The organism is Spongiactinospora rosea (assembly GCF_003315795.1).
Lineage (GTDB): Bacteria > Actinomycetota > Actinomycetes > Streptosporangiales > Streptosporangiaceae > Spongiactinospora > Spongiactinospora rosea.
Map to the genome: position 1 here is coordinate 1 of NZ_QMEY01000045.1, position 18,017 is coordinate 18,017.

The following is an 18,017-nucleotide window of genomic DNA, read 5'->3' on the forward strand; positions in this document are numbered from 1 at the left end:
CACGCACAAGACCCCGGCGATCAGGGCGTGGCTGGCCGGTCATCCCCGTTTCCACATGCACTTCACGCCGACCGGGTCCTCATGGATCAACCAGGTGGAGCGGTGGTTCGGCTTCCTGACCGATCAGATGATCAGGCGCGGAGTGCACAAGAGCGTCCAAGCTCTGGAGAAGGACATCCGCGCCTGGATCGACCAGTGGAACGACAACCCGCGCCCGTTCGTGTGGAAGAAGACCGCCGAGGAGATCCTCGAATCCCTCGCTAAATATCTGCGACGGATTTCTGGCGCATGACACTAGGAAAGGAAACAGTACGATGCGACGCGTATTCGGCTCCGTGGCGGTGTTCCTCACGGCCATGCTCGCCGTGTCCGCCTGCGGCGGCCAAGATCCGCTGGCCGGCGGCGGGACGACCACGGCCACCACCAGCGGCTCGCCGGGCGGGGGCAAGGCGATCGTCGGCTCCTTCGACTTCCCGGAGAGCGTCCTGCTCGGCTCGATCTACGCCCAGGCGCTCACCGCCAAGGGCGTCAAGGTCGAGGAGAAGGCCAACATCGGCAGCCGCGAGGTCGTCTACAACCAGATCAAGGGCGGCGGCCTGACCGTGCTGCCCGAGTACAACGGCGCCCTCCTCGCCTACCTCGACCCCAAGGCCACGGCCGCCACGACCGAAGAGGTCAACAGCGCCCTCGCCACCAAACTGCCCCCCGAGCTCACGCTGCTGGAGTCCTCCCCGGCCGAGGACAAGGACTCCCTGACGGTCACCAAGGACACCGCCCAGAAGCACTCCCTGACCAGCATCGAAGACCTGGCCAAGGTCTCCAAGGACATGACGGTGGGCGGGCCGCCGGAGTTCAAGGAGCGCAGGCAGCAGCAGTTCAAGGACGTCTACGGCCTGGAATTCAAGGAGTGGAAGCCCACCGGCGCGGCCACGGCCGACGCCATCAAGGAGGGCACCGTCCAGGCGGGCAACGTGTTCACCACCGACCCCAAGATCATCATCAACCAGATGGTGTCGCTGGAGGACCCCAAGAACGTCTTCGGCGCCCAGAACGTCACCCCACTGGTCAACAAGGCCGCCCAGTCCGACACCATCACCAGCACCCTCAACGCGGTCTCTGCCAAGCTGACCACCGAGAACCTCACCCAGATGATGGAGAAGATCTCCGTCAACAAGGACGAGGAGGCCGTCGTGGCCGCCGAATGGCTCAAGCAGAACGGCCTCGTCTGACCCTTTCGCCGGTGCCCGGGCAACGGTAGAACGTGCGGGGGACAAGGGCCTGGCCGAGCGCTGGGCCCTTATACCCGCCCGTAAAGCTTGAGACGTCCCGGCCCCGACCGCCCTGCTCGAATCGCCGCCACGACGCCCCGGGCACCCGGCGGCCTTCGGCCGTGTGGCGCACCCCGCTGCCCGGTCGTGATCAGGGTGTCCGAGCACACGACATGGCGGCTCTCCTGCGGAACGTTGCGGCCCGGGCGTTCTGGTCGCGGTCGAGATGTCCCGGGTCGGGTGATGGCCGCGGCGGTTCGCCGTGCCGATGACGGCCGGGGTTCTGGGGACTCGGCTGTGTGGTGGAGCCGGGGGGCCGATGTCGTCTTGATCTTTTGTGGCCTGGGTGTCCGGGGCCGGATGATGGCTGCGGCGGTTCGCCGTGCTGACGACCGCCGGGGTCCCGGGTGCTTGATCGCCCCCGTGCGCGTGGTGGAGCCTGATGGCCGATGGCATCTCGATCTCCTGGCCGTGCCCTGGTGTGCAGTGAACCTTTTTCAACCTCAGGTTCCCAGGTCAGAGGCGGTATGCGAGATGCCATATCCGCTTGACCAGGCGTCCTGCCGCGGTATCAGGCCCGGCCCGAGCCCGACGGAGACGCCCCTGAGCTGGTCCAAGCGATCGGTTGAGAAAGGTTCAGTGGGGGCGGGGCCGGTTGTCAGGGTTGGGGACGGTGATCGCCTGACCCGCGGCTAGGGTCTCATCCTGCCGGCTGTGTAATGGTGTGGTGTTGCGGCGGGCGGTCGGGCGAATGATCGAGGTGGTGACGCGGGTGGTGGCCGAGGGTTCGGCATGCCGGCCGCGTTCGGGAGTGCGGTGGGGTCGGGTGGCGGATGTCGCAGTTCGTTGAGGCGATGGCCCAGTTGGCGGCCGGAGTCGGCGTCGTCACGGTCCAGGACGACCGTGACGACATCGGTGTCACCGTCTCGGCGGTGATGTCGGTGTCGCTGGACCCGCCGCTGGTGCTGGTCAGCCTGGCCAACGGCGGCTACGTCTGCGAGGTCATGCTGCGCAGGGACCTCTGGGCGGTGAGCCTGCTCTCCGCCGGGCAATCGACCATGGCCAGCAGGTTCGCCACCCCGGGCCGCCCCAGCGCCCGCCTCCTCGTGGCCGGTACTCCTCACCACCGCGGCGACCACACCGACGCCCTCGTCATAGAGGGCGGCGTGGCCGCCCTGGAGGCGGAGACCACCAAGGTGGTCCCGGCCGGAGACCACACTCTGTTCATCGCCAAAGTGCTGACCGTGGACTACCTCGACCCCTCCGCCTCTCCTCTCATCCGCCTCCGCGGCCGCTACCGCCCACTCCCCACCTGACCCCCGCCCTTGGCGGCCCTTCCCGCGCCCGGGCATCGCCTGCTCCCTGGGGCGGGAATGCGGTGGATTGAGCCGCGGTGGGCGGCTCGCTAGCCCCAGATCGTGATCCAATGCCGGCGGCAGATGTGGGCTTGTAGCATCACGGCATGATCATCCTCACTGCCGGCGAGTCCGCCACGGCCGTCGTCCTTGGACCTGGGGGCCCGGTCGGTACCGCCTGGCTCCTCGGCCTGGCGGCGGGGCTGCGCAGGGCGGGCGTGGACCTGGCCGACGCCGATCTGCTCATCGGTACCTCCGCGGGCGCGATCGCCGGGGCCGTCCTGTCCGCCGGGCGCGACCTGGGCGAAGTCGCCGACCTGCCGCCGGCGCCGCCGGGCAGGCGGGCCGGGGACCCGACCGTGATGCCGCGCGTCCTGCACATCCTCAACGCGCCCGGCATCGATCCGAACGAGGCACTGCGCCAGGTCGGCGCGCTCGCCCTGCAGGCTGACGCGCTGCCGGAGGAACAGCATCTGACCGCCATGGAACACCTCATCGGCACCCGGACCTGGCCCGACATCCCGCTACTGATCACCGCCGTGGACGCCGAAAGCGGCGAGCGGGTGGCCTGGAGCCGTGACAGCGGCGTCCCGCTCCACGCAGCCGTCGCCGCCAGCAGCGCCGCACCCGGCTACGCGGTCCCGATCACCATCGACGGGCATCGGTACATGGACGGCGCGCTCGGCGGAGGCTCCAACGCTCGACTCGCCGACGGTGCGGGCACGCTCATCCTCATCGAACCGATCGGGCACCTGCTTGCGGCCACACCGGTTGAGGCCGATGTGCGGATCGGTCCCGATCGGGCCGCGCTTGAGGCGTTCGGGCCGGACGTCGGCGACCGGAGCCGATGGGCCCAGGTGTACAAGTCCGGACACCGTCAGTCCGCCGGCATCGCCGACCGGATCAGGCCGCACCTGCCGGGACGTTCCGAGCGGGCCTGACTCGGCGGCTGCCCGTGTCGAGCCCCTGCGGCCGGGGCCCGCAGAACTCCGCACGCTAGGTTGTACGCGCCGCCGCACTTCGACTGGTACAGCCGACACCCTCTCCTGACTGGCGTTCGCGTGCCCTCGCACCGCGTGAGTACGTGTTCGCACGGGGGGCGCTGCCTGGGCGTGGGCCTTCGCCTGCTCTTCGTGCCCGGCCGCCGGGTTTCGCGCCTTCTGCGGATAGGGGTTGATCAGTAGTGGCTTCCTCCGATTGGCGATCTCGCCACTCCGTGGGACGCGATCCTGGGCGTGGGGGTGGGTCAGGTGATCGTCCAGGTGCCGGGGAGCTGGAGGGGGCCGTAGGTGGGGAGGCCGAGGGAGGTGGCCAGGCCGGCGAGGGGGCCCCAGGCTTCCAGGCGGACGCGGGCGAGGGCCGCGGAGCGGTCTTCGCTGGACTCGGGGGGACGCAGGCGCTCCAGAGGGTTGACCCGGGGGAAGGTGCGGACGGTGGCGTCTTCGGGGAGTCCGGCCTTCTTCCTGGCCAGGGCGAGTGCGTCGGTGAGGCCGCCGAGCTCGTCGACCAGGCCGCCGCCGTGGGCGTCGGCGCCGGTCCAGACGCGGCCCTTGGCCAGCTCGTGTGCCCGGTCGCGGTCGAGGCCGCGGCCCTCGGCCACCTTGGTCACGAAGTCGTCGTAGATGCGGTCGAGCCAGGCGTTGACCCGCTCCCACTGGGACTCGGAGAACGCCTCGGAGGTGGAGAACATCCCCGCGTTGGCCCCCTCGCGCACCGTCTCGACACCCACGCCGAGCCGGTCGAGCAGCCCGCCGACCACCGGCTTGCCGCCGAGGACCCCGATGGAGCCGGTCAGCGTGCCGGGCTGGGCCACGATCACGTCGGCCGCCATGGACACGAAGTAGCCTCCGGAGGCCGCCACGTCGCCCATCGAGACGATCACCGGCTTGCCGGTCTTGCGGGTCAGCACGACCTCGCGCCACACCGCGTCGGAGGCCACGTAAGAGCCGCCGGGGCTGTCGACCCGGAAGACGACGGCCTTGACGTGCTCGTCGCGCCGGGCCGCGCGCAGTGCCGCGCAGATCGTGTCGGACCCCATCGAACCGCCCCCGCCGAGCGGCCCGCGCCCGCTGCGCCCCAGCCGGATCGGGCCGCTGCCGTGCACCAGCGCCACCACCGGCTCGCCGGGCTTGGGCAGCCGCTTGGCCAGCGCGCCCCTGGCGTAGCGGGAGACGAACTGCAGGTGCGCTCCCTCGCCCGCGGCGGCGAGCACGTCGTCGTAGACCTCGTCGCGGTAGGCCAGCCGGTCCACCAGGCCGTGCTCCACCGCCTCGGCGCCGATGAACGGCCCCTGGTCGATCAGCCCGCGGACCGTCGCCTCATCCAGCCTGCGGCTCGCCGCGACGGCCGAGACGATCTGCTCGGTCACCGACCCGGCGATGCGGGTCAGCGACTCGCGGTGCGGCTCGGTCATCCGCTCCTGGGTGAACATGTCGGCCGCGGTCTTGTACTCGTGCCGCTGGCCGAGCTGGTATTCGACCCCGACCTTGCCGAGCGCGCCGCGCAGGAAGCGCTGCTCCATGGCGATGCCGGTCAGCCCGAGGTCGCCGGACGGCTGCAGGTAGACCCGCTCGGCGGCGGTGGCCAGGTAATAGGGCACCGTGCCCGCGCCGAACTCGCCGAAGCTCTCCGCGAAGGCGACCGTCAGCTTGCCCGAGGACCGGAAGCGCGTGATGGCCGCGCGCAGCTCCTGGACCGTGCCGAGCCCGAGCGGCCGGCCGCCGACCTTGACGACCAGCGCCTTGACCCTGGAGTCGGCCGCCGCGCGCCGGAGGCCGGACAGCAGGTCGGTGAGGCGGGCCCGGCGCATGGAGAGCACGGCGCTCAGTGGATCGGCCGGTGGGCCCTCGGTGACCCCCTCGGTGAGGTCGAGCTCCAGGACCAGCGGCGCGGTGCGACGCTGCCGGAGCCGGTCGACGGTTTCGATGATCGCCTTGCTCGCGTCCATGAGCCCCACCCTAAGCGACTACGTGCGGTCGAGCGCTCGCCGAGCGCTCGCCTGTGGATGAACGAGTGGCCTGTGGACGAACCCCACGGCCACGCCCCGACATCTACCTGTATCTGCCTTTATCTGCCTTATCTACCTGTTCACATGTTTCCTGAGCGTCGATATGGATCGCGTGAGCTGGGCGGAGGTGGCCTTCCCGCTCAGCCGCCGCCGTTCGGCCGTGGTCAGCGCCGATTTCAGCGTGGTGGAGCCGGTGATCTTCGCGGTGGTGTTGCGCGCGCCGTACGCCCAGTTGAGCCACGCGGCCAGCAGCTCGCGGTCCAGCGCCGCCCGGCCCGCCTTGGCCTTGGACCGCAGTACCTTGCCCGCGGAGGACGGCGTGGACATTTTGGCGACCTCGGGGAAGACCTTGCTGGCCCGCTTCACCAGGCTCAGGTAGCAGGCGAGCGTCGCGTCGGTCACCCTCTGGCCGCCCTTGCGGGTCTCGGCGGCCCAGGCGGCGGCGGTGAGCGCGGTCCTGGCCTTGCCGCGCGTGCACACCGCCGGGGCGGGGCGCGGCTTGGGCGCGGGCGTGACCGTGACCGTCACGGTGACGGTGACCTCGGGCGTCGGCTCGGGGGCCGGTGGCGCCGGCGGGTCCGTGGTCGGGCCGGGCTGAGGCTGAGGCTCAGGCTCGGGTTCCGGCTCCGGCGCGGGCTCCGGTTCTGGTGCCGGTTCTGGCTCAGGTTCGGGCTCGGGGGCCGGTTCCACGGGGGAGTGGGTGACCGGCGGGGAGGGTTCGGTACCGGTGAGGGCCGCGTGGACGTCGATCCGCGGCGTGGTGACCGTACCGTAGACGACCTTGCGCCCCGCGGCCTTCAGCCGTTCCACCAGGGCCGCCCCCGAGTCGCCGGGGAACTTCTGGCGCAGCAGCGCCAGCGCCCCCGCCACATGCGGGACCGACATCGAGGTGCCGCTGTAGGTCGCGTAGGTGTCATCGGGGACCGCCGAGGTCACGTCCACGCCGGGCGCGAACAGGTCCAGCAGCGCCCCCTGGTTGGAGAACGGCGCGATGGCGTCGGCGTCGTCCGTCGCGCCCACGGTCACCGCCGAGGAGATGCACCCGGGGAACCCCGCGCCCTCGAACGACTCGTTGCCCGCCGCCGCCACCGTCGGTACGCCCTGTCCGAGCAGCGCGTCGATCTTCGGCTTGAGGCTCCGCCCCTCCTCGGTGTCGTCGCAGGCGGTGTCGGACGGGCCGCCGCCGACGCTCAGGTTCACCGCCGCGATCCGGTGCGCGGCGGCGAGCGTACCGAGGTGGTCGAACGCCAGCCGCAGGCTGGACTCGAAGGCGAGCAGGCAGGTCCCAGGGATTCCGCAGGTCTCCTGGTCGTGGGCCTTGCTGAAGACCTGTACGGCGACCAGGTTCGCGCCCGGCGCGACCCCCGGCCCCGGCGCCCCGGCCGCCGCCGCGCCCACCGCGATCCCGGCCACATGGGTGCCGTGGTCGCACAGGTTGACGCCGCCCTCTAGGCATCGGGCCGTCTCGGCGTCGGCCGCGCCCGGCCCGATCTGGGTGTCCTGCCCGTCGGGGCAGAGCGATTCGAGCGTCATGCCCTCCTCGCCGGTCGCCGAGAAGCACGCCTCCGCGACGATCCTGCCCGCGAACGCCGGATGGTCGCGATCAACCCCGGTGTCCAGTACCGCCACGGCCGTGCCCGTGCCCTGTACGCCCTCGGCGTGCGCCCGGTCGGCCCCGATGACCTTGATCGTCTGGGCCAGCGCGGGCGGGTAGGCGTGGTCCTTGTGGATCGAGAGCACCCGTGGGTCGTCCGCGAGGCTCCGCAACGCCTCGGCGCCGCCCGTGACGACGATGAACGGGCGGTCGCGGGGCGCCGCCCGTAATGCCACGTCGGCACGTTCCGCGCCGGGGGCGCGCTCGGCCCGCTCCGCCAGGGGCGCGGCGGCGGCCGGATCGCGCAGTTCCACGATCGCCCGGACCGGCCGGGCCTCGGCCTCGGCGCGCAGGCCCATCTCGATCTTGGGTTCCGCCGGGGGATCGGCGGCCATCGCAGGGGCGGCGGGCAATAGTGCGAGCAGGAGCGAACAGACGGCCACGCGTCGGAACCGCACACTTCCTCCGGGGGCAAGGAGGCACATAATCCGCTTGGGAGTCTAAAGCTGATCTTCCCCCGGAGAGAAGGGCGAAAGGTACATAAGACCGTGTCCGTATGACCGGCATGCCCCTGACATGGCTCGACCCCCCGCCGCGTGACGCTGACGGAGGGCCGAGCGTTCAGATAGTAGTGCAGCCGGTCAGGTCGCCTCCTCGGCGGGCCCCGGGTGGCGCAGCCAGACCGCGCCGAGCGGCGGCACGCGCAGCCGGGCCGAGTACGGCAGCCCGTGGTGGGAGAACTCCACCGCCCGCACATCGCCCAGGTTGCCGATGCCGCTGCCCGCGTACTCGTAGGCGTCGGTGTTGAGGGCTTCCTCCCACTGCCCCCCGTACGGCAGCCCCAGCCGGTAGTCGTCGTGCGGCGACCCCGAGAAGTTCGCGACGCAGGCCAGCGCCGACCCGTCGCGCGCGTACCGCAGGAACGAGAACGTGTTCCCCGGCGCGTCGTCGGCGTCGATCCAGCGGAACGCCTCCGGAGCGGCGTCCTGCTCCCACAGCGCCGGGGTGTCGCGGTAGATCCGGTTCAGGTCGCGGACCAGCAGTTGCGCGCCCTTGTGGACGTCGAAGTCGAGTACCCACCAGTCCAGGCCGCGCTCCTCCGACCACTCCGAACCCTGGCCGAACTCCCCGCCCATGAACAGCAGCTGCTTGCCCGGATGCGCCCACATGAACGCCAGCAGCGCCCGCAGGTTGGCGAACCGCTGCCACTCGTCGCCGGGCATCTTGCCCAGCAGCGACCCCTTCCCGTGCACCACCTCGTCGTGGGAGAGGGGCAGCACGAAGTTCTCCGAGTACGCGTACATCAGGGAGAAGGTCATCTGGTGGTGGTGGTACTGGCGGAAGACCGGCTCGTGCCGCAGGTACGCGAGCGTGTCGTGCATCCAGCCCATGTTCCACTTGAAGCCGAACCCGAGCCCGCCCAGGTACGCCGGACGCGACACCCCCGGCCACGCCGTGGACTCCTCCGCGATCGTCACGATCCCCGGGGCCTCGCGGTAGCAGACGGAGTTCATCTCCTTGAGGAACTCCACCGCGTCCAGGTTCTCCCGGCCGCCGTGGATGTTGGGGGTCCACTCGCCCTCGCGGCGGGAGTAGTCCAGGTAGAGCATCGAGGCGACCGCGTCGACCCGCAGGCCGTCCACATGGAACTCCTTCAGCCAGTACAACGCGTTGGCCACCAGGAAGTTACGCACCTCGGCACGTCCGTAGTCGAAGACGTACGTGCCCCAGTCGGGATGCTCGCCCCGGAAGGGATCGGCGTGCTCGTACAGGGGCGTGCCGTCGAACCTGGCCAGCGCCCAGTCGTCCATCGGGAAGTGCGCGGGCACCCAGTCCAGGAGCACCCCGATCCCGGCGCGGTGCAGCTCGTCCACCAGATGGCGGAAGTCGTCGGGTGAGCCGAACCGCGCCGTCGGCGCGTAGTAGGACGTGACCTGGTACCCCCACGACGGACCGAACGGATGCTCGGCCACCGGCAGGAACTCCACATGCGTGAAACCCATGTCCCGGACGTACTCCACAAGCTGCACGGCCAGCTCGCGATAGGACAGTCCGGGCCGCCACGACCCCAGGTGCACCTCGTAGACGCTCATCGGCTCGGCGAGCGTCCGCCGCGACGGGCGTTCGCGCATCCACCGGTCGTCGCGCCAGGCGTAGGCCGAGCCGTCCACCACGGAGGCGGTCGCGGGCGGGCATTCGGTACGCCGGGCCATCGGGTCGGCCTTCATCCGCCAGACGCCGTCCACCCCGAGGACCGCGAACTTGTACCGCTCGCCCGCCGCCGCGCCGGGTACGAACAGCTCCCACACCCCGGACCGCCCGAGGGACCGCATCGGATGCCCCGAACCGTCCCAGTGGTTGAGATCGCCGACGACCCGCACCCCGCGCGCGTTCGGCGCCCACACCGAGAACGCGGTGCCGTCCTCGTCGTCGTGCCGGATCACCCGCGCGCCGAGGACCTCCCACAGCCGCTCGTGCCGGCCCTCCCCGATCAGGTGCAGGTCCACCTCGCCGAGCGTCGGCCAGTGCCGGTAGGGGTCGCCGCTCTCGTACGGCTCGCCGCCCGGATACCTCACGCTCAGCCGATAGGCCGGGATCTTGTCCAGCCCGCCCACGACGACCTCGAACACCCCGTGCGCCACATGCCGCATGGCATGCCGCGCGCCGCCCTCCAGCACCACCTCGACCTGCTCCGCCAGCGGTCGCAGCGCCCTGAACGTCACCCCACCGGGGCCGGGGTGAGCCCCGAGGATGGAATGGGGATCGTGGTGCGCGCCACCCGCCAGCCGGTCAAGCTCCGTGTTGTCCCGCATGCTCTAACCCTGCCCGAGCGAGGGGATTCAACCCACGTTTTCCCGTGACGTCTCAGGAAAGATCTGCATGTCCGGCGGGTTACTTCGGCACCTTCACGGTGGATGGGGCCCAGATCCTCACCTACGGCAAGGCCCTGTGGACGCCGCCGCACATGCGTATCAATCGCCACAGGCGTCACATCATCCTCACCCTGAGAGATCCATTAGTAACTCTACGAAGAAGCGGGGTGAGGAGACAATAGCCGTGAACGCAGGCGGTCGCGGTCATCGGGCGCGCCTTCATCTCGATGTCGAGCGAAGGAGAGCAATGGCCAGGTACAACACCGAAATTCACACGGGCGGTGGCGGCTGGCAGCCGGACCGGCCGCTGACCATCAGTATCGCCAACCGCAATGACGTCGTCCCGGCGGACGGCCGGCCTTCGACGGGCACCACCGTCACGTGGAGCGGCGACGAGGGCAGTGGCTCGGTGACCTTCTTCGACGGTGGCAGCAGGTTCGAGGGAACGGCCCGGTTCCCTGGTGAGGGCCCGGTCGAGTACCGGGGGCGCATCGCTTAATGGCTGAACGACCCGGGCCGGTTCGCGTGCGACGGGAGACGCGAACCGGCCCGGGACGTCGAATCGACCGGCGGCGACGTTCGTGCGACGCCGTGAACGCGGTGCCGCGACGTGCCCGATGTCATCCTGTTGCGTCCTGGTAGGTGGAGCCGACCAGAAAAGGCGCTGGATGCCCGGTCCCGAGAAGACGCGCCTGCCGAAACCGCGCACGTCGTCCGTGTCGCCGATGGTGGACGCGCGCCGGTCCGCCGGTCGGCCGGCGATGGAGCGCAGTACGGCGGACGTCGTGCGCGCACGCTCCCACGTCGGCAACGCCGCAATGGCGGCGGCGCTGGGCGGTCTGCCACGGGACGCGAAGCCGCAGCCGTCCGGGTGGACGGGGCGGATGCTGCTGGCCGGGCAGAACCTGGCGGGCAACCAGGCCATCGCGTACCAGGCCGCGGCTATTCCCGCCGTCAGAAAGCCGCCACCGGCCAGGCCGGTCGGCCCGAAGGCCAGGGCTCCCGCCGCCCAGGGCCCGGAGAAAAAGGACCTGCCCGAGAAAGCGGAGCGCCCCGAAAAGGGGGCCGGGAAGGAAAAGGCAGGCCCGCGTTCGCCGGGCGCGGACCCGAAATTCCAGGCGCTGAAGAAAGACGTCACCGCCAAGAAGAAGGCGATCGGCTCCAGCCACCCGCCCGCCACCGTGGAGGCCGGTTCGGCACAGGCCGCGGCCGAGCCGCCCGCCGATGACCGCGAGGCGCGCGGCAAGGCGGCGCACGCCGAGGACATGGACGCCGCCCGGCCGAAGGAGTTCGACAAGCAGGCGTTCATCGAGGCGGTCAGAAAAGCGGTCGCGGACCGGGCCCCGAAGAACCTCGACGAGGCGGACAAGTTCAGCGAATCGGGCAAGGCCGACGAGGTCAGGACCGAGGTCCAGGGCAAGGTCGGCGAGGGCAAGGACGCCTCCGCGCGCGAGATCGCCGACACCACAGCCCAGGTACCGCAGCCCGCGCCGGACGCCAAGCAGGTCGTCCCGATGGCCCCGGACCAGGTGCCCGGCAGGCCGGGCGCGCCGAACCCGAACCAGGCCGCCCCCGACCGCCTGCCTCCGTCGGCCACGGACCTGTCGGCCGGTCCTGAGCAGGTCGAACGGCAGATGGCCGAGGCGAAGGTCACCGAGGGCCAACTGGCGTTCCAGAACTCCCGCGAGCCGCAGTTCGATGCGGCGGTCAAAGACAAGAAGACCATGGAGGCGCATTCGGCGACCGCCCCCGGGAAACTGCGCGCCGAAGAGTCCCGCGAACTCGCCCAGGTCAAGAACACCGCCGCCACCCGTGGTCCGGCCGCGATGGCGGGCATTCACGCGACCCGCGTGGCGACGGGCCGGCAGGTGGGCACGGGCAAGGCCGGTACGAAATCCAAGGACGAGGACAAGCGCAAACAGGTCACCGAACTTCTGCAGAAGGTCTTCGACCAGACGAAGTCCGACGTGGAAAAGATCCTCACGGATCTGGACAAGAAGGTCGATGACGAGTTCGCCACGAAGGAAAAGCGCGCCCGGGACCGCTTCACCGCCGACCACGAAGAGGGCATGCGCCGCTACAAGGACGCGCGCTACAGCGGCCTCACCGGCAAGGCCCGCTGGGTGCGCGACCTGTTCGCGGGCCTGCCCGAAGAGGCGAACCGGATATACGAGCGCGCGAAGGACGGCTATCTGGCGGCGATGGACCGGATCATCTCCGAGATCGCCGACACCGTCGAAGCCGAGCTGAAGCGCGCCAAGGACCGCATCGCGACCGGCCGCAAGGAACTGAAGGCGGCCGTGGACAAGCTGCCCGCGGATCTGAAGGCCATCGGCCGGGAGGCCGCCACCGACTTCGCCGGAAAATTCGACGAACTCAAGGAAAGCGTCGACGACAAGGGCACCGAACTGGTCGACACCCTGGCCACCAAGTACACCGACGCGGTGAAGTCGGTCGATGAGGAGATAGCGCAGGAAAAGGAGAAGAACAAGGGCCTGGTGGCCAAGGCCGCGGATGCCATCGGCGGCGTGATCAAGACGATCATCGAACTCGGCCGGATGCTGATGGGCGTACTCCGCAAGGCGGTGTCCGCCATCGGCGCGATCCTGAAGGACCCGATCGGCTTCCTGGGCAATCTGGTGACGGGTGTCGGCGGCGGCCTCAAGCTGTTCATGAAGAACGCGGGCCGCCACCTCGAAGCGGGCGTGCTGACCTGGCTGCTCGGCGCGGGCGCCGCCGCCGGGCTGCGACTTCCGGCCGGCTTCGACGTCCTCGGCATCCTCACGATGATCGCCGCCCTGCTGGGCCTGTCCTGGCCGAACATCCGCGCCCGGCTGGCTCGCAGGGTCCCCGACCAGGCCATCGTCGCGGCGGAGACCGCGGTACCGCTCGTCGCCCAGGTCAGGCGGCGGGGCGTGGCCGGGATGTGGGACGACCTGAAGACCTACGTCGGCGACCTCAAGAAGACCCTGATCTCCGACCTGGTCTCCTACCTGCTACCGACGATCGTCATCGCCGGGATCACCTGGATCGTGTCGCTGTTCAACCCGGCGTCGGCGTTCATCCGCGCCTGCAAGATGATCATCGACATCATCCGGTTCATCGTGACCAACGCCCGCCAGATCATCGAGTTCGTCAACGCGGTGCTGGACGCGGTGATCGCCATCGCCCGGGGTGGCAGCGGCGGGGTTCCTGTGCTGGTGGAACGCGCGCTGGCCAAGTCCATCCCGGTGCTGATCGGCGCGCTGGCGGCGCTGCTGGGCATCGGCGGCATCGCGGGCAAGGTCCGGCAGATCATCCAGAAGCTGTCCCGGCCGGTGAACCGCGCCATCGACCGGGTGGTCGACAAGATCGTCGGGCTGATCAAGCAGCTCTGGCAGAAGCACAAGGGCAAGCCCGACCCCAAGAAGCCCCGGCCGCGTAAGGAGCCCCGGACCCGCAAGCCGGAGCGTCCCCGTGGCCGTACGCCGCGAAGGCCCCAAAGGCCGCGCAGACCGAGCAGGCCGCACGACCCCATAAAGCCCCGGAGGCCCGGCAAGGACAAGCGTGACGATCGGGCGAAGGTTCGGTGGCCGCGGCCCTCCGGGAGGCGGTGGCCCTGGTACGGCCCGGGGCGTCCCTGGACGGGATCGATGAGAAGCTGGGGCCGATCCGGCGCAGGCACGCGCTCAAGCGGCTGTCGCTGATCATCGAGCACTTCGGGCCGACCAGGACCACGATCCGGTTCGCCGCCGTGAACAGCCCGGAGGAGACCAGCGGGCCGGTCAATCTCTGGCACAAGACCTACGACGGAATCAGGCACCTCGTAGAACTGGCCAAGGGGCTGAACCGGCTGGACACCAAGAAGACGCCTTTTGATGACGGCTCATCAGAGGTGGAATTGCTTACATTCGCATCCGGTAAAAAGGCGGTTCGCAAAGTCGCTTTTGATGACACACCCGACATGCCCAGCGCCACTCCGTCGGCGCGCCGGTTCATGCGGAGCGCAGATGATCGCGCCGACGCGGAACGGCTGGCCTTCCTCGTCGCTCGTGCGGTCGGAGCAAAGGTGCCCGCGGCGTTCCGCTATTCGGAGACCGAGCTGTTGATGGATTATGTCGGAGGGATCCCTGGGCGAACCCTGCAGGGCGACGAGCGGGAGCAGGAGCGGCTGATGAGCACACCGTCGGGAAAGCGTCTCGGACTGCTCGACGTCCTGATCGGCAACGAGGACAGAAACCCAGGTAACTGGAAGGTCGTTGATGGCGAGGTCGTCGGAATCGACCAGGGTGAAGCATGGTCGGATGCCGGCAAGAGCCTACCTGACTGGGGATATCAAACGTTCGGCAGAGAGTACTATGACTTCGCGAACGATCGCTGGCGCAAAAACGACCTGAGTCGTGCTGATGTCGAGCGGATGGAGGAGGCGCTCAAAGCCGTCCGCTCAGAATTCATCCCCTCCCGGCAAGAGTGGTACGATGATATGATGAAGCGTTTCGCGGAAGTGAAGAAACACAGCCGCTGGCGTGCGTGAACCGGAGGGTTGAAATGCCCACTCGCATCCTCTACGCAGTCGACACGGCCACGGGGGAGAGATATCGGCTCATGACCCTCCACCCCGACGGTTCGCTGACCGCAGATGCCCCTGACATGGTCGAGGCCATCCCCATCTTCCAAGCACGTGGGCTCTCCAACGAATTCATCTTCGAGCGCACAAGGCGCCGTTCCAATGCCTATATACGGCATGTCGAAGAGGTCATCCCCGACCCCGACCCGCAGTAACCCGTCAGGAGAAGGCGGCCAGCGGTATCGGCAGCCAGGAGGGGCGGTTGCGGGCCTCGTACACCACCTCGTACACCGCCTTGCCCAGCTCCAGCGCCCGCAGCAGCGCCGCCTCCTCCGCCTCCAGGTGGCGGCCCGCGCCCTCGGAGTAGCCCGCCAGGAAGGACGCGCGGTTGCGCGCCGCCCATTCCTGGGCGCGGTCCTCCAGGGAGGCCGCGTCGGGGTGGTCGGCGAGCATGTGGCGGGCGGCGTAGTCGAAGGAGCGGAGCATCCCGGCGACGTCGCGCAGCGGTGAGGACAGCGCGCGGCGTTCGGCCAGCGGCTGGCCCGGTTCGCCCTCGAAGTCGAGCACGATCCAGTCGGTGGGGGTGCGCATGACCTGGCCGAGGTGGTAGTCGCCGTGCACCCGCTGGACCGGCACCGGGCCGGTGATGTCGGCCAGGTCGTTGTAGGCGTCGTGGGCGATCCCGGCGCGTCCGCCGAGCGCGGGGACCTCCGCGATGGCCTGGTCCAGGCGGCGGCGCAGCATCTCGGCCATCCGCTTCACGTCGGGCGGCTCGACGACCCCGGTGGGGAAGGCCGCGGCCAGTTCGCGATGGACGTGGGCGGTGGCCGTGCCGAGCCGGTACGCCTCGGCGGCGAAGTCGCCGCCCGCCTCGTCCGCGCCGACCTCGGGCAGGGACGCGTAGAGGTCGCGGACGCTGGTGAGGGCCAGCGCCCAGCCGTCGTTCGCGACGCTCAGGTACTCCTGCATGATCGCCAGCGTGGTCGGCTCGCCGTCCAGGTCGGTCTCGATCCAGCCGTACGGCGTGGCGATGTGCGCCGAACCGCGCTCCGCCAGCGCCGTGACGATCTCCAGTTCCGGATTGACGCCGGGCGTGAGGCGGCGGAACAGCTTGCAGATGTACGCGTCGCCGAACACCAGCGAGGTGTTGGACTGCTCGGCCCCGATCACCAGGCTGCGCGCGCCGACGTCGATGGCGACGTCCGCCATGTGCCGGAAGCGCAACCGCGACTCGCCGGACCCGAGGTCGGCGTCGTCGGCCATGGCGCGCAGCAGCGCGCCGGTGACCTCGGAGTCGTGGGCCGCGTCGTAGGTGTCGGGGCCGATCTGCACGTGCCTGAGCCGGGACGGTACGTCAGCAGAGCGCCCCAGCAGGATCTGGTACCGATCCAGGGTTTCGCCCTGCCGGACGGCCACGATCAGGTGGCTCATTCCCGAGGCCATCTCGATCTCGGACTCGACGGTGACTTCTTCGATGGCACGCCCTTTCCCGGCGAACCACCGTTGCCGGGCGATCCAGCCGGAGAGCAGTTCCTCGAAGGTGTTCGTCACGTCGCCGTCGCAGGTCCTTCCTCACAGGAACGGGATGGGGTCTTGTCGGATGAGACGGGCGGAAGGGTGAACCAGTAGAACCCATGCCCAGGGAGCGTCAAAAGATACGGAAGCTCGCCGATTGCCGGGAACGGAACTCCTCCCATGCATTCCACGGGGACCGACCGCTCGAACCTCCGCAGGTCGAGCTCGACCGGCTGCGGGAACCTCGACAGGTTGTTCACGCAGAGCACCCGGTCATCGCCCAGTTCCCGGACGAAGGCGAGCACGCTGGGATTGGAGGAGTTGAGTTCGGTGAACGCGCCGAGCCCGAACACCGGGTGGCGTTTGCGGATCTCGATCATCCGCTTGGTCCAGTGCAGCAGCGAGCCGGGGTTCTTCTGCTGGGCCTCGACGTTGATCGCCTGGAATCCGTAGATCGGGTCCATGATGACCGGCAGGTACAGCCGGCCGGGGTCGCAGTCGGAAAAGCCCGCGTTGCGGTCGGGGGTCCACTGCATGGGGGTGCGGACTCCGTCGCGGTCGCCGAGCCAGATGTTGTCGCCCATGCCGATCTCGTCGCCGTAGTAGAGCACGGGCGAGCCGGGCAGCGAGAGCAACAGTGCCGTGAACAGCTCGATCTGGTCGCGGTCGTTCTCCAGCAGGGGGGCCAGTCTGCGGCGGATGCCGACGTTCGCCCGCATCCGCGGGTCTTTGGCGTACTCGGAGTACATGTAGTCGCGTTCTTCGTCCGTGACCATTTCGAGGGTCAGCTCGTCGTGGTTGCGGAGGAAGATCCCCCAGTGGCAGTTTTCTGGGATCTTGGGGGTCTGCGCCAGGATCTCGGAGATCGGGTACCGCGACTCGCGGCGCACCGCCATGAAGATGCGCGGCATCAGCGGGAAGTGGAACGCCATATGGCACTCATCGCCGCCGGTCACCGGGTCGCCGAAGTACTCCACCACGTCGCTCGGCCACTGGTTGGCCTCGGCCAGGAGCACCCGGTCGGGGTAGAGGCGGTCCACCTCGGTGCGGATGCGCTTGAGGTAGGCGTGGGTGGCCGGGAGGTTCTCGCAGTTGGTGCCGTCGGACTCGAAGAGGTACGGGACGGCGTCCAGGCGGAACCCGTCGATGCCGAGGTCCAGCCAGAACCGCAGTACCTCCAGCATGGCGTCCTGGACGTCGGGGTTTTCGAAGTTGAGGTCCGGCTGGTGGGAGAAGAACCGGTGCCAGAAGTACTGGCCGCGGACCGGATCGTAGGTCCAGTTGGACGTCTCGGTGTCCACGAAGATGATCCGGGCGTCGGGATAGCGGTCGTCGGTGTCGGACCAGACGTAGAAGTCGCCGAACGGGCCGGTGGGGTCGTGCCGGGACGCCTGGAACCACGGGTGCTGGTCGCTGGTGTGGTTCATAACGAGGTCGGCGATGACCCGCATACCCCTTTTGTGGGCCTCGTCGACGAGCTTGATGAAGTCCCCGAGGTCCCCGAAGTCCGGAAGGATCTTCATATAGTCCGAAATATCGTACCCGCCGTCGCGCAGCGGAGACTCGTACAGGGGGAGCAGCCAGAGGCAGTCCACGCCGAGCCACTGGAGATAGTCGAGCTTCGCGGTGAGCCCGCGGATGTCTCCGGTGCCGTCGCCGTTGGAATCGGCGAACCCTCTGATGAGCACCTCGTAGAAGACCGCCCGCTTGTACCAGTAAGGGTCGTTCGGCTTCTCGTGGGTGAACGTGTTGGGAACGGGCTGAGGTGTCGAGCTCACCGTGGTGACTCCCCGCTTGTCTCGATCGCTCGCGGTTCCGCGGCCGGGGGCGGCCGGCGGCGCGGGCTGTTGCCTACGCTC

General features: G+C 69.4%; 12 protein-coding genes. 7 read left to right on the forward strand and 5 right to left on the reverse strand.

Translation table 11 applies throughout. The features are described from left to right. The 4 genes from DP939_RS43765 to DP939_RS43780 form a co-directional block, all read left to right on the forward strand. The coding region (locus DP939_RS43765) for a transposase (protein WP_199565820.1) at nucleotides 1-292 on the forward strand (292 nt) is incomplete at its 5' end. Nucleotides 293-314: 22 nt separating this feature from the next. Then, nucleotides 315-1,229 (forward strand): ABC transporter substrate-binding protein, encoded by a 915-nt coding sequence (locus tag DP939_RS43770; RefSeq protein WP_113986756.1) that lies wholly within the window; start codon nucleotides 315-317, stop codon nucleotides 1,227-1,229. Between the two features lie 872 nt (nucleotides 1,230-2,101). Next, nucleotides 2,102-2,584, forward strand: coding sequence for a flavin reductase family protein (locus DP939_RS43775; protein ID WP_113986757.1), 483 nt, complete (start codon nucleotides 2,102-2,104; stop codon nucleotides 2,582-2,584). Nucleotides 2,585-2,730: 146 nt separating this feature from the next. Continuing rightward, nucleotides 2,731-3,564, forward strand: a complete 834-nt coding sequence (locus DP939_RS43780; RefSeq protein ID WP_113986758.1) for a patatin-like phospholipase family protein — start codon at nucleotides 2,731-2,733, stop codon at nucleotides 3,562-3,564. 305 nt (nucleotides 3,565-3,869) lie between these two features. Here DP939_RS43780 and sppA read toward each other — a convergent pair whose 3' ends face one another. The 3 genes from sppA to glgB form a co-directional block, all read right to left on the reverse strand. After that, nucleotides 3,870-5,570: a signal peptide peptidase SppA gene (gene sppA, locus DP939_RS43785; RefSeq protein ID WP_113986759.1), complete on the reverse strand. Its 1,701-nt coding sequence runs from the start codon at nucleotides 5,568-5,570 to the stop codon at nucleotides 3,870-3,872. Nucleotides 5,571-5,702: 132 nt separating this feature from the next. Further along, nucleotides 5,703-7,682, reverse strand: a complete 1,980-nt coding sequence (locus DP939_RS48995; protein ID WP_158578998.1) for a S8 family peptidase — start codon at nucleotides 7,680-7,682, stop codon at nucleotides 5,703-5,705. A 183-nt stretch (nucleotides 7,683-7,865) separates the two neighbouring features. Beyond that, entirely contained in the window at nucleotides 7,866-10,037 is a 2,172-nt protein-coding gene (gene glgB / locus DP939_RS43795) for a 1,4-alpha-glucan branching protein GlgB (protein WP_113986761.1), read from the reverse strand. Nucleotides 10,038-10,344: 307 nt separating this feature from the next. On the opposite strand from glgB, the gene DP939_RS43800 reads away from it, so the two are divergent. The 3 genes from DP939_RS43800 (at nucleotide 10,345) to DP939_RS45790 (ending at nucleotide 14,610) form a co-directional block, all read left to right on the forward strand. After that, on the forward strand, nucleotides 10,345-10,596 hold the full coding sequence (locus tag DP939_RS43800) for a hypothetical protein (RefSeq protein ID WP_113986762.1): 252 nt from the start codon (nucleotides 10,345-10,347) through the stop codon (nucleotides 10,594-10,596). 169 nt (nucleotides 10,597-10,765) lie between these two features. Beyond that, nucleotides 10,766-13,783 (forward strand): hypothetical protein, encoded by a 3,018-nt coding sequence (locus DP939_RS43805; RefSeq protein WP_113986763.1) that lies wholly within the window; start codon nucleotides 10,766-10,768, stop codon nucleotides 13,781-13,783. Then, on the forward strand, nucleotides 13,690-14,610 hold the full coding sequence (locus DP939_RS45790) for a hypothetical protein (protein ID WP_147268393.1): 921 nt from the start codon (nucleotides 13,690-13,692) through the stop codon (nucleotides 14,608-14,610). The genes DP939_RS43805 and DP939_RS45790 overlap by 94 nt, the downstream gene beginning before the upstream one ends. Before the next feature lie 252 nt (nucleotides 14,611-14,862). Here DP939_RS45790 and DP939_RS43820 read toward each other — a convergent pair whose 3' ends face one another. Beyond that, on the reverse strand, nucleotides 14,863-16,194 hold the full coding sequence (locus tag DP939_RS43820; protein WP_158578999.1) for a maltokinase N-terminal cap-like domain-containing protein: 1,332 nt from the start codon (nucleotides 16,192-16,194) through the stop codon (nucleotides 14,863-14,865). Beyond that, nucleotides 16,191-17,936 (reverse strand): maltose alpha-D-glucosyltransferase, encoded by a 1,746-nt coding sequence (gene treS / locus DP939_RS43825; RefSeq protein WP_113986766.1) that lies wholly within the window; start codon nucleotides 17,934-17,936, stop codon nucleotides 16,191-16,193. The genes DP939_RS43820 and treS overlap by 4 nt, the downstream gene beginning before the upstream one ends. Nucleotides 17,937-18,017 lie beyond the last annotated feature (81 nt).

What these genes read in the sequence shown, in the direction of transcription:
- DP939_RS43770 (WP_113986756.1), top strand. Translation starts at nt 315, where the DNA reads ATGCGACGCGTATTCGGCTCCGTGGCGGTGTTCCTCACGGCCATGCTC.
- DP939_RS43775 (WP_113986757.1), top strand. Translation starts at nt 2,102, where the DNA reads ATGTCGCAGTTCGTTGAGGCGATGGCCCAGTTGGCGGCCGGAGTCGGC.
- DP939_RS43780 (WP_113986758.1), top strand. Translation starts at nt 2,731, where the DNA reads ATGATCATCCTCACTGCCGGCGAGTCCGCCACGGCCGTCGTCCTTGGA.
- sppA (WP_113986759.1), bottom strand. Translation starts at nt 5,570, where the DNA reads ATGGACGCGAGCAAGGCGATCATCGAAACCGTCGACCGGCTCCGGCAG.
- glgB (WP_113986761.1), bottom strand. Translation starts at nt 10,037, where the DNA reads ATGCGGGACAACACGGAGCTTGACCGGCTGGCGGGTGGCGCGCACCAC.
- DP939_RS43800 (WP_113986762.1), top strand. Translation starts at nt 10,345, where the DNA reads ATGGCCAGGTACAACACCGAAATTCACACGGGCGGTGGCGGCTGGCAG.
- DP939_RS43805 (WP_113986763.1), top strand. Translation starts at nt 10,766, where the DNA reads ATGCCCGGTCCCGAGAAGACGCGCCTGCCGAAACCGCGCACGTCGTCC.